Consider the following 12,205-nt stretch of genomic DNA (forward strand, 5'->3'; position numbering starts at 1 on the left):
CCAAGGGCCCCCGCCCCTCCCGCCCTCAGTGGACGATGAACGTCGAGGGGAGCAGGACCTTGGCGCCTCGGCCCTGGAAGAGGCTGTCCTTCAGGTGCAACTGGATGACGACGTGCTTGCGCTTCTCCAGCTCCGCGCGCTTGGTCGTGAACAGGATGGAGCCCGAGCGAGCGTTGATGAGACCCGGCGCGCCGGACTCCCGGAAGGCCCCCACGTCATCGAAGTGCACGCGCACGTCCGCCGACTGCGCTTCCGCCGGCAGGTAGAAGTACCCCAGCAGATAGGCGTGGTCCGTCTGAGCCAGGTCCATGGAGCGCGCGGACGCGGCGAGCTGGAACGGAATCGACTTGCCCTGCGCAATCACCTCGATGCGCCCCACGCCCAGCAGCGCCTTCTCATACAACTCCGCATCCTGACCGAGCAGCCGCAGCTCGAAGCGGTCGCCCTCGGGCACCACGATCGGGTCCGGTCCACCGCCTCCATCACACGCGCTCAGCGTCAGCGCCACGAACATCCCGGACAGGGCCATCCACCTTGAATTCGTCATCATGTCATCCCCCCTTTCAGTACTGCGGTTCCACGGCCCGCTCCTGCCCCAGCAGCGGATCCATCTTCCAGATCTTCTTGCTCAGCGGCACCGCCCTGCGCTGACCGGAGCGGTTGTGCTTCTCCAGTTGCTCCAGCGCCTGCTCCAGCAACATCGGGTTGGGAGCAACCCACGCCTCCAGGCCCGTCAGCGCCGGAGCCTGGGTGCCGAAGAACCGCTCGTTGCACGTGGCCGTCAGCAACTCACGAGCGACCTTCACCTTGAGGGACTCGAAGTCCGAGCGGATGGCACCGCCCTGCGAGATGGCCGGGTTGGCCCAGAGGATGCCCAGCGCGGTCTCCGTCGTCGTGACCTTGCCCAGGTTGCCCAGCGAGATGGGGCCCGGCGCCAGACACTCGCTCAGGGCGTCCTCGCTAGAGCCATAGAAGCCGTGGTCCCGCGTCAGCATCGGAGGCTGTTCCTCACTGCCCACGGGAGGAGGCAGGTTGAAAGCACATGTCGCGCCGTCCGCGAACTGCGTGGCGGGGCCGGTGGTGACAGTGGTCAGCGCTCCCGTGACCAGGTTCACTGAATAGAACGTGTTGGCGAGGTTCACGTTCGCGTTGGTGGACCCGTAGAAGAACAGCGATCCGGAGACCGTGAAGAAGGCGGAGACCATGGAGTTGCCCACCGACGGCACACCGTTGATGAGTGTCGGGAGGAGGAAGTCCAGGTGGGTGCCCAGCACCGGATCGATGACGGTGACGCGCTGGGTGGCGCTGTTGAAGCCATACAGCAGGCCGTTGATGGGGTTCACCGCGAAGTCGGCGACCCGGAACGTCGCGGGAGTGCCCACGACGACATCCGACAGCGTCGCGCCCGTGGCGGTGTTGATGCGGACCAGGTGGTTGCTCGTGATTTCGAACCCGAGATAGGAGCCATCCTGGAGGACGGCGCCCGCGCCCCAGAGCGCCGTGTTCGCGGCCCCCGTGGCGAGCGGAGCGATGACATCGGACGAGCCATTGGCGTCCACCCGGATGAAGCTGGGCTGGACCACGCCGTCGGAGCTGATGGCATACAGGAAGCCGTCGACATGGTTGAAGGCGAGGGCATTGTACGGCAGCGAGGTCTCCCCCTGGAGCGCGAGCGTGGCCGTGCCAGGGTCGAAGATGTACAGACGCGACGGCCCCACGGGCAGCCCGGCGCTCGAGGAAGACGCCGTCGAGATGTAGACCGTGTCGTCACACGACAGGATGCGTTCCTGGGCGCAGAGCACGTTGACGCCGTCCTGGGCGGAGCCGCTGTCCCAGCCGATGCTGAAGACGTTCGTGAAGGAGGCCTCCTCGCTGGGTGTGGAAGGATTGGCGTCCAGCGCGCCCAGCGCGATGCAGGCCTCGTAGCTGGGCACGGGGAATGAGCACTGATACGTGACGTTGCCACCCACGGGGACCGTCCGCGGCGGCGTGGGGTCGAGCGTGCACGCGGTCAGGAGCGGGTCTGCCGCCAGGAGGAGAATCGACTCCAGCGTCGGATGGATGTTCGTCGCGCTGAACGTGAAGTTCAGCGTGTTCGGATAGGTAATGATCGTGGCCTGCTTCACGCCATTCACGAGCTTCTCCGCTCGGAAATCGTGAGCCCAGACACCCGGGGCCCATAACGCGCCACCGAGCAGGACTCCAAACCATCTGCGATTCATCTTTATGCCTCCGCGCCCTTGGGGGTTACGGCCAGGGACGCCGGACGCCCTGCACGGAAGGTGCCCGCTTTGGCTTGGTTCACAAACTATTCCCGGTGACGCCTGCGAATGCCCTTCAGTCCCGGCGTGTGATGAACACGCGGCATGAACAGACAGACATTCTCGGATGATGGGTGCCCGAGAGTGATTGTCTGCCCGATGAAGGGCTCGACACCCGCCCCCCAGGGCAACACCGCCTGCGGGCCAGGACGCGAGGGAAACAACCTACACGGAAATTTTTGGCAAAAGAGCCCTGCAACAATTCCAGTCAAAACACATATTCCGTGTCGGGTGCTCAGGAAGGAGCCACGGGCCCTGACTCCGCGACGGGCCCGAGGGCGGAGCCGGGCTGGGACTGGTCCTCGGTGCGCAGGTACCAGGGCACGCTGATGACCACCAGGCGCCGGGCTCCGGACAGCATCAAGGTGCTGCGCAGGAGCTCGGAGCGGCGCCCATACATGACAGCCCGGTACCACCGGCGCTCCAGCAGCTCCGGCAGGACGACGGCCACCGTGCGGTGCGGGTCCTCGGCGAGGAGTCTGTCCACGTAGTCCAGCAGGGGCTGCACGAGCCCCCGGTAGGGCGAGGGGACTTCGTCCAGCCTCGGCACCTGGAGGCGGGCCCGCACCGCGGGCTCCTGGACGAGCGCGGCCCACTGCTCGGCCAGGGAGCCCGGGGCGGCCTCGTCCTCGTCGGTGCGCACATGGACCGCGCGGACGTCATGGCAGAGCCCCAGCGCGAACCGCAGGGCGGTCTCCGACGCGTGGGACCAGCGGCTCATGGGCACCACCGCCACCATGCTCCCGCGCGAGTCCACCGCCATGGGCCGCTGAAGCCCTGTCGTCTCGCGCACGCGCAGATAGGCCTTGTGGACCCGACTGAACAGCAGCACGCCCAGCGGGATGATGACCACTGCGGCCCAGCCGCCATGGGTGAACTTGGCGACGATGACGATGGCCAGCGCAAGCCCCGTCAGAAGCGCGCCCACGCCGTTGAGGACGCGGCGCCACCGCCACCCCGTCTCGCGGCGGCGCGTCCAGTACACCACCATGCCCGTCTGCGAGAGGGTGAAGGCGAGCAGCGCGCCAATGGCGAACAGCGGGATGAGCCGGTCGGTGATGGCATCCGAGGCGAGGATGAGCAACCCCGCGAGCACCGCGAGCAACAGGATGCCTCGCGAGTACGCCAGCCTGCGTCCCCGGTGCACGAAGGCCACGGGCAGATAGCGATCCAACGCCAGGAGCCAGCACACGCGAGGGAAGCCCGCGAAGCTGGTGTTGGCCGACAGCGCGAGCACGCCGAGGATGGACGTCATCGCGACGTAATAGAAGACACCCCGCCCTGTCACCGCCGCGAGCAACTGGGACAGGACACTCTGGTAGCCCGGGCCGTCGGGCGCCGTCGCGCCCACGCCATAGACCTGGCACAGCGCGGACACGCCGAGCAGCAGCAGCACGAGGACGAGGATGATGAGCGACAGCGTGAGCCTGGCGCGGCGCACGGAGGGCGCGCGGAACACCGGCACCGCGTTGCTGACCGCCTCCACGCCCGTCATCGCCGTACAGCCGCTGGCGAAGGCCCGCAGCACCAGCCACAAGCCCACGCTCGCCGAGGGCGAGGGCAGCGCTGGCGGAGGGATGTCACTGGCCGGAGCGCCCCCTTGCGCGAAGGCCCGGAACGCACCGACGGCGAGCAGGATGAAGAGCGAGCCGATGAACATCGCGGTGGGCAACAGGAACAAGGCCCCGGCTTCCCGCGCGCCTCGGAGGTTGACGAGCGTGAGCAGGCCCAGCAACCCCAGCGCGAGCCCCAGCGTGTGCGGCCGCAGCGCGGGGAAGGCGGAGACGATGGCGCCCACGCCCGCGGAGATTCCCACCGCCACGTTGAGCAGGTAGTCCAAGAGCAGGGCGGACGCCGCGAGCAGCCCCACCCGACGGCCCAGGTTCTCTCGCGCCACCGTATAGGCACCACCGCCGCGCGGGTAGGCTGCGATGGTCTGCCGGTAGGAGGACGCCACCACCACCAGCAGCCCGACGATGCACGCGGTGATGGGCAACAGCAGCTTCACGCCCGTGGGGCCCAGCGGGCGCAGCACCGTGAGCGCGGCCTCGGGGCCATACGCCGCGGACGACAGCGCATCCAGCCCGAGGAGTGCCACGCCCGCGAGCACGCCCACCTGCTCGTGTGACGCCTGCGCCGTCGTGAGGGGCTTGCCGAGCAGCATGTCCATCCAGCTCCGGCGGCTCGTCCTGGCGTGTTCCATGCCACCCCTCTGGCGCCCCTCGTGGTCCCGTCGCCGGGCGTCCCTCACGGGCAACCTGGGGATGCCACGCTCCAGGCAGAGCGGGCGGCGTGCCAGGCGCGCGACTCCACCCAATCCCTCGCATCCGCCCCAGGACACGTCGCATGCCTCCGCGCGGACACCTCGCTGCCCCGGGGTGATGGGCTGCCAACACCCGGAGTCCGCTTGTGTCGTCCCCGGACGCTCGGCCCTGGAGTCGGCTTCACGGAGCCCTCCCTGATTGGTCACTTCCACGTCCACCCCGCAAATCGCATTGGAGGGCAGCACGTATGGCCATGAGGCACTGCTGGACGCTATCTGTCATCGCCACCCTGGGAGTCTCCGGGACAGCGGTGGCGCAGGAGTCGGAGACGCGCGAGTCGAGCCCGGTGGAGCCGGTGGAGATGGATGTCCGCGCGGAGCACGGGATGGCCGGCCCCCAGCTGGCGGTGGGTATCAACCTGGGCCTGGGCGCGGGCTACGTCTACAAGGACGGCACGTCGCGCACGGGGACCCGGGAGGACTTGAAGATCACCGACGCCGCCAACGCCTCCCTGCCACTGATGCTGGAGCTGGGCTATCGCTTCAACCCCCGCTTCTACGCGGGGCTCTGGGGCAGCTGGGAGAAGGTCTTCACCAAGACGAACGACATCTCCTGTCCGGAGGGGTTCGACTGCAACAACTCCCAATGGCGCTTCGGCCCCGAGGGCCGCTTCCACTTCAATCCGGAGTCGGGCTTCGACCCGTGGGTGGGGCTGGCCGTGGGCCTGGAGTTCCTCAAGAGCCACGTGGAGGGCACCACCCAGGTGCCCGTGCCCGGCGGAGGCACCGTGGCCGCGAACATCGACACCCAGGTGACGGACCGGGGCCCCACCTTCATCCGCCTCAGCGCCGGAGGCGACGTGCGGCTCACGCGCTACGTCGCGTTCGGGCCCATCGTCACCGCGTCGCTGGGCAGCTACACCGTTCGCACGGGTGACCAGACGTTGAGCATCGCCGGCCTGCCCGGGCAGACCTCCCCCGTCTCCGCCGTGGACGACGGCTTCCATGCACTCTTCACCCTGGGCGTGCGCGGCGTCTTCCGCACGTTCTGAGGCGCGCGGAGCAGGCCCGCGAGGCGGAAGACCGGGCGAGCCGTCCACGACGGCCCGCCCGGCCCGGTGCCCGATTTCCCCCGCTCCTGACACGATGTCTCGTGACAAGTGCACCTGGGTCACAACCGCCCCTCCCAAATGTTGCCGTGGCGCGTCGGAAAAGGCTCACTCCCCGGCTCCCAGAGGCCCTTCCCAAACCTTTCCTACATGTCAGGGGATGCAGACCTATTTACAGTCATGCGCCGCCAGTCGAGCATTGGCCTCCTCATGGCTGCCTACCGCCCCTCCCCGACACCTTTCGACAGCCTTGCCCCGCGCGACTCCATCGCGAGGCGTCACGCACCGTCGCGCCGAGTCGCGCGTCTGGCCCTGCTGGGCTGCGCGCTGTTCATGGCGCTCGTGCATGCACCGACGGCCCGCGCGGCCGAGGAGGCGAGTTCCTCCATCCCATTGTTGGAGGGATGGCGCTACCGCTGGGGTGACTCGCCCCAAGGCGCGGATGGACTTCCCCTGTGGGCGCAGACGGCCAACGTCGCCGAGGACTGGCGCACGATGGAGGCGCTCAAGCCGCCACCGGGACGCGGCACCCACGTCTTTCTGTGGGTCAGCATCCCGTTGCCCCAGGGGCCGTGGGCCGAGCCCGCCGTCATGCTGGGTGAGGTCACCAATGCCGTGGAGGCCTACGCCAACGGTCAGCGCGTCTATGTGAGCGGGCGACTGAACACGTCTGGCGCGGAGCTGTCCGACAACATGGCCTGGCATGTCGTGCCGGTGCCGCGCGCCTCGCTGGGTGGACATCTGCTGCTGCGCGTCCAGTCGAGCAACCCGAACATCGGCGTGGCACAGGGCGCGTTGATCGGCTCGCGGCACCAACTGCTCGCCAAGGTGACGCGCGAGGGACAGGCGCCGTTCGTCATGGGCATGCTGCTGCTGGCGGTGGCGGTGGGTTCGGGTGGAGCGTTCCTGATGCACTGGCGTCGGCGGATGCTCGCGGGCCTGGCGGTGTTCTCCGCCAGCGGCGGCTTCGTGCTGCTGGGCCTGAGCGGCATGCCCAACGCGCTCTGGGACGCGCCCATCACCGCGACGCGCTTCACGGTGCTCGGCATCTTCCTGCTCGTGTCGGGCCTCATCGAGTTCGTGTCCGACGCCATCCTCAACAACCAGCGGCGCTGGTTCCGCATTGGAGCGATGGGCTACACGGCGCTCTGCGTGGTGGCGGCCCTCTCCGCCCTGCTGGACCTGGGCACCGCGCAGCGCATCCTGGTGCCCTTCCTGCCCTTCTCCTTCATCATGCTGCTCATCTGCTTCAGCGTGGCGGCGGCGGAGGCGTGGCGGGGCAACCCCGACGCCCGCATCTTCGTGGGAGGCATGTCGGGGCTCGTGCTCTTCCTCGCGCTCACGGTGCTGCCCGTCATCGGCGTGCTGAGCTTTTCGTTGGGCAACGTGTCGCACTGGGGATACCTGGCGCTCACCCTGTCGCTGATAGGCATCGTCGCGCGACGCTCCATGGAGGTGGTGCGCTCGCTGGAGGCCCACACCCGGCAACTGGAGGAGCGGCAGCTGGAGGTGCGCAACCTGGCGGGGCGCATGGGCACCGGCGCCGGTGAGCTGGCCACGGTGGTGCAGCAACTGCGCTCCACCAGCGACCAGCAGACCGAGGGCGTCAGCCGTCAGGCGGCGGCGCTCCAGGAGGCCGAGCAGACGGTGAAGGAGATCCGCCGCTCGTCGCAGATGACGGCGGAGAAGGCCAGCTCGCTCGCGGCGTCCGCGGAAGGCGCCGAGCAGGTGGGCCGCGAAGGCAGCGCCGCGCTGGAGCGGACGCTGGCGGACCTGGCGGCGATTCGCAACGAGGTGTCGGAGATGGCCCGCCGCATCCTCGCGCTCGACGAGCGGACGCGCGAGGTGTCCGGCATCGTCGACTCGGTGAAGGACCTGGCGGACCAGTCCAACATGCTGGCCATCAACGCGGCCATCGAGGCGGCGCGCAGCGGCGAGAGCGGCCGGGGCTTCGGCGTGGTGGCGCGGGAGATGCGAGGACTGGCGGACCAGTCCATCCGCGCTACGCACCGCATCCGCGAGGTGCTCAACGGCGTGAGCGCCAGCATGCGCGAGGCGGCCCAGTTCAGCGAGAAGGGCGACGAGCGCGTCCGGCAGAGCCTGGATGCGGTGCGCACGTCCAGCGCCCAGTTCCAGGAGCTGGCCATCCTCATTGGCGACTCCAGCGCGAGCATGCGGCAGATCACCGCCGCCGTCAGCGCGCAGGACTCCGGTACCCAGCAGATGGCCATGGCCATCCAGGAGCTCTCCGGACAGATGCAGCGCACCCTGAAGACGGTTCAGGAGACACAGGAGGCCACCCGCTCCGTCCAGTCGCTGGCGGAGAGCATGTCCGGCCTGGCCACCCAGTCGCTCCGGGCAGAGGGCTCCACGAGCGTCGCGCCACCCCGGTAGTCCCCCAACACCCTCGGAAGAGAGGTCCCATGCGTACCCAGGCCGCCCTGCTGCTCGTGCTCGTCGCCGTGGCTTCAGCGTGTGGAGGGGCCCATGGGGCCGCCTCGGACCCCAATCAGCCTCCGCCCCCCAAGACAACGGTGGCGGTGGAGAGCCGGAAGCTCGTGGACGTCAACCTCTACGCGCTGACGGGGACGCGGCGGATGCGGCTGGGGACCGTGCCGGGGATGTCGACGCGCAACTTCGTGTTGCCCCCGGACATGGTGGGCAACACGGACCGCATCCGCTTCGGCATCGAAATCATCGGCACCCTGGGCCACAAGAGCCTGGGCAGCGAGCGTGGCTTCGAAAGCGAGCAGGAGATGTCCGTCCGGCCCGGCGACGAGCTCTCCCTGACCATCTACTGACACCCACCCGGCGCCTTCCTTTCGTGAGGAAGGCACCGGGCGCGGGTCCTGGCTTCAATCAGAACGACACGATGTCGCGGCGGCTCGAAGCCCCGCTTTCAAGGTCGGACAGCACCGAGGCCCCATCGAACGGCACCGGAGGCGCGGGCTCCAGGGGCCGAGCCGCGGCATCTGACGCCAGCGCGGCGGCGGTGACCTCGAGTTCGAAGAACCCGCCGTTGTTGTTCTCGTCGCTCTCCGCGACGACGCCATCCACGTCCGCCAGCACCACGACGCGGTAGCTGCCCGGAGCGATGGTCGGCGAGAAGGTGATGGTGGTGGGCGGCAAGGACCACGTCCCCGCGCCCGCGCTGATGGGAATGGCGCCAATGCCCTCCAGAATCTGGAAGTCCGGGTCGGTCAGGAAGACGCCCACGTGCGTGGCCGAGGGGGCCGCGCAGCGGGTGAAGAGTTCGAAGGAGAGGTCGGCGGAGCCTCCTGGCTGGATGGTGCCCGGGCTGAGCGTGCCGGCCGTGAAGAAGAAGTCGGGCGGCTTCGTGGTGCCCAGCAGGCTGTTGTCGCTCAACACGCCGGTGAGGTCCACGCGGCCCAGGACATACCAGGTCGATGGCTGACACCCGTTGGAGATGAACTCCAGTTGGGCCACGGTGTTGGCGGGCATGGAGAACCGCGAGATGAACTGCGTCTGGGTTCCCACCGGCGGCAGATAGGGTCCAAGTCCACTTCCCCGGAGCGCGATCTGCGTGGTGAACAGCGGGTAGACGCCGCTGCTGCCATTCGCCGTGGCCGACAAATAGAAGTTCAACTGCGCCACCGCCGCTCCAACGCCTGACTTGCTGCCGGCCATGGAGTACTGGACGTTGAAGCCCGAGAGCGGGGTCGTGATCGTCGGCGGTACCGAGATGGAGATCATCTGGACCTGCGCCCAGGCGGGAGTCGCCACCACGCCCAGCAGCAGAAAGAAAGACACCACGGCGGATTTCCTTGTCATACAAAAGACAGTACACACGCCAGGAATGGCGCAGCAAGACAGACACCACCCGCCACGCCCGCGCCCATGTACACCAACCAGACACGCTTCTCCAAAGCAATCACAACCAATCCAACTTTACGACCGCGACGGAAGCTCGCGACCCTCAACAGGGCCCTCGGCCGGGAGACTCCCCCGGGAAACCGCTACACCGACAGCGAGACGCGCCGGCGCGCCACGGGCGTGCCCATCCTCCGCGCCCTCCTGAAAACACCCACACGCGGATGAAGACAGCCACTTCTTAAATTCCGATTCTTCGGAAACTCCGGACATCCCCGGCCCGACAACGTGTGGACCCCGGGTCGAATCGCGGTGCGACAGGCCCGCCGTGCACGGCCCGAGAACCGCTCGCGGGAACACCCCGCCTGGAGAAGAAAGATGCACACGAAACGGAAGATGTGGCTCCTCGCCCTGCTGTTCGTGGGGCTCTCCGCCTGTGGTGGTGAGGGCGAAGGGGTGACGGACGCGCCCGAGTCGCTCGACACGAGCACGGCCGAGCTCAACACCGCCATCTACAACCGGGCGCGCAACTACGCCGCGGCCCATCCCACGCGGGATGGCGGCACGTGGGACCAATGGTGCGGCTCGCTGATGTGGCGCTTCGGACAGTTCCCGGAGTCCTCGGCGCGGCCCTCGGCCATCGAGGCCTATCACGCGTCGACCCGGCAGCCCTACGCCGCTTCGCAGGCTCCCGCGGGTGCATTCCACTGGTGGGACATCGGCTCGTTCGGCCACGTGGGCCTGGACCTCAACGGCGGTGGCACCACGGTCTTCATGGCCACGCGAAAGCTCGCGGAGAGCTGGGGCAACGCCATTGGCATCAACAGCGTGTCGGGGTACTCGGCGCAGTCCGGCGCGCGATATCTCGGCTGGTCGCTGGACTACGCGGGCAGCGTCATCCCGGACCATGGCCCCCTGCCCGGTGGCGGAGGTCTGCCTCGGACGTCGACGGAGGACGACGGCATCCCCGGGCCCATCTACTACAAGCGCATCCAGACGGTGGGGCGGCGGGACTTCGGCTACACGGGTCCCATCGACGGTGTCACCGGGCCGAACACGGAGAAGATTCGCGTGAGAATCACGGCGCGCGAGCTCAACCGTCGGGGTGGCCCGCGCACCTCCGCGCAAGAAGACGGAATCCCAGGCGCCATCTACTGGCAGCGCGTCCAGACGGTGGGCCGGGGGTTCGGCTACACGGGCCCCATCGACGGGATTCCCGGCCCGAACACGTACAAGGCCGAGCACCGCATCTGCGGGTACGCCGTGAATCGGGCGTTCTAGACGGAAGGCCCCTGCCCTCGCGCTCACAGTGCCCTTTCCGCCGAGCGCGAGGGCGGATGCGGCTACAGTCCGCGCATGACTGTCCAGGCCACGGGCGTGCTGCTCGACCTTGAAGGTGGCGTCGCCACGCTCACGCTGAACGATGCCGCGCGCCGCAACGCGATGACTCCCGAGCTGGGGGATGCGCTTCGTGCGCGGGTGGAAGAGCTGCGTGGGCGGGAGGACGTGCGCGCCGTCGTCCTCGCCGGAGCGGGCGGGACGTTCTCCGCGGGCGGCGACCTCCAGATGCTGGAGCGCCTGCGCCAGGTCTCCTCCGAGGAGGCCCGCGTCTTCATGCTCGACTTCTACTCGCGCTATCTCAGCATCCTGGACCTGCCCGTCCCCACGGTGGCGGCGGTGGAGGGCGCGGCCATTGGCGCGGGGCTGTGTGTCGCGCTCGCGTGCGACATGTGCATCATCTCCGAGGACGCGAAGCTCGCCCTCAACTTCGTGCAGCTCGGCCTGCATCCCGGCATGGGCGCCACGTGGCTCGTGCCACTGCGCACAGGCCCGCAGCGCGCCGCGGAGCTGCTGCTCACCGGGCGGCGCTTCGATGGCCGCGAGGCGGTGCGGCTCGGGCTCGCGCTGGAGGCCACCCCCGCCACGGAGACCCGGACCCGCGCACGCGCCCTCGCGACGGGCATCGCGTCGAACGCGCCGCTCGCGACCCGGGGACTCAAGCAGCGGCTCGGCCTGGACCGCGCGGGGCTCCATCGCGCGCTGGCGGAAGAGGCCCGGCTCCAGGCGGAGAGCTACGGCAGCTCAGACCTGGGCGAAGGACTCGCCGCCGCCGCGGCGCGACGGCCTCCCGTGTTCCAGGGGCGGTAATCCGCCCATCGCCGTGCTTCCTCGTCGCCAGGGTTCGCGACATGCTGCCGGGCGGCTTCGCGGTGGACGCGAGACAGCGGCGGGAGGGATGGAGATGGGACAGCTTCGACTGGAGCGACACCTGCACGGGGTGCACGTGGTGCTCATGTGCACGGACGACGCGGAGGAACAGGCGGAGTGGGTGCTGAGCGTGCTCGAGCGCCTGCCTCCCGGCGGACTCATCCCCGGACGCACGCTGCGCTTCGGCTGGTCCAACCTGCGCCTGGACCCGCGCGGAGACTCGCTGGTGGTGACGGAGCCCGACTTCGACGGCAACCCGCTGACCGACTGGCGCGACGACATCACCGTGACGCTGCGAGTCCAGGGGCGGATGCTCGAGACGACGCAGACGGTGGGCACCGAGCCCCTGTTTCCTCGCTACGGGGACAAGGTCGCGGCCGTGCCCGGCTGGGACAGGAGCCCCCGGGTCGCCATGGCGCGCGCACGCGCCCCCGAGGGCACCGACTCCGGCTGGCTCATCGTCCCACCCGGCC

The 12,205-nt window shown here is 68.9% G+C and carries 10 protein-coding genes; 6 read left to right on the forward strand and 4 right to left on the reverse strand.

The window, feature by feature from the left end; translation table 11 throughout:
• Window positions 1-25: 25 nt before the first annotated feature.
• The 3 genes from HR086_RS38310 to HR086_RS38320 form a co-directional block, all read right to left on the reverse strand.
• A complete protein-coding gene (locus tag HR086_RS38310; RefSeq protein WP_174458964.1) occupies window positions 26-550 on the reverse strand; it encodes a hypothetical protein in 525 nt (174 codons plus the stop codon).
• Between the two features lie 13 nt (window positions 551-563).
• Complete coding sequence (locus tag HR086_RS38315; protein ID WP_174458963.1) at window positions 564-2,222, reverse strand: hypothetical protein; 1,659 nt, start codon at window positions 2,220-2,222, stop codon at window positions 564-566.
• Window positions 2,223-2,556: 334 nt separating this feature from the next.
• Window positions 2,557-4,524 (reverse strand): APC family permease, encoded by a 1,968-nt coding sequence (locus HR086_RS38320; RefSeq protein WP_254614546.1) that lies wholly within the window; start codon window positions 4,522-4,524, stop codon window positions 2,557-2,559.
• Between the two features lie 308 nt (window positions 4,525-4,832).
• Here HR086_RS38320 and HR086_RS38325 point away from each other — a divergent pair, with 308 nt between their 5' ends.
• The 3 genes from HR086_RS38325 (at window position 4,833) to HR086_RS38335 (ending at window position 8,494) form a co-directional block, all read left to right on the forward strand.
• On the forward strand, window positions 4,833-5,636 hold the full coding sequence (locus tag HR086_RS38325) for a hypothetical protein (protein WP_174458962.1): 804 nt from the start codon (window positions 4,833-4,835) through the stop codon (window positions 5,634-5,636).
• A gap of 267 nt (window positions 5,637-5,903) precedes the next feature.
• Window positions 5,904-8,087, forward strand: coding sequence for a methyl-accepting chemotaxis protein (locus HR086_RS38330; protein WP_174468107.1), 2,184 nt, complete (start codon window positions 5,904-5,906; stop codon window positions 8,085-8,087).
• Between the two features lie 29 nt (window positions 8,088-8,116).
• Window positions 8,117-8,494, forward strand: a complete 378-nt coding sequence (locus HR086_RS38335) for a hypothetical protein (protein ID WP_141648481.1) — start codon at window positions 8,117-8,119, stop codon at window positions 8,492-8,494.
• A 58-nt stretch (window positions 8,495-8,552) separates the two neighbouring features.
• Here the strand turns inward: HR086_RS38335 and HR086_RS38340 are convergent, their stop codons facing one another.
• A complete protein-coding gene (locus HR086_RS38340; RefSeq protein WP_174462624.1) occupies window positions 8,553-9,467 on the reverse strand; it encodes a hypothetical protein in 915 nt (304 codons plus the stop codon).
• 435 nt (window positions 9,468-9,902) lie between these two features.
• Between HR086_RS38340 and HR086_RS38345 the strand changes: the two genes are divergently transcribed.
• From HR086_RS38345 to HR086_RS38355, 3 genes are all read left to right on the forward strand, one after another.
• On the forward strand, window positions 9,903-10,805 hold the full coding sequence (locus tag HR086_RS38345) for a hypothetical protein (RefSeq protein WP_174458959.1): 903 nt from the start codon (window positions 9,903-9,905) through the stop codon (window positions 10,803-10,805).
• Between the two features lie 75 nt (window positions 10,806-10,880).
• The gene (locus tag HR086_RS38350) at window positions 10,881-11,672 is read left to right on the forward strand and encodes an enoyl-CoA hydratase/isomerase family protein (RefSeq protein ID WP_174468108.1); all 792 of its coding nucleotides are present in this window, start codon (window positions 10,881-10,883) and stop codon (window positions 11,670-11,672) included.
• A 94-nt stretch (window positions 11,673-11,766) separates the two neighbouring features.
• Window positions 11,767-12,205 (forward strand): hypothetical protein (locus tag HR086_RS38355; RefSeq protein ID WP_174468109.1); only part of this gene is annotated, 439 nt, incomplete at its 3' end.

This window comes from Myxococcus sp. CA039A (assembly GCF_013336645.1).
Classification (GTDB): Bacteria; Myxococcota; Myxococcia; order Myxococcales; family Myxococcaceae; genus Myxococcus; species Myxococcus llanfairpwllgwyngyllgogerychwyrndrobwllllantysiliogogogochensis.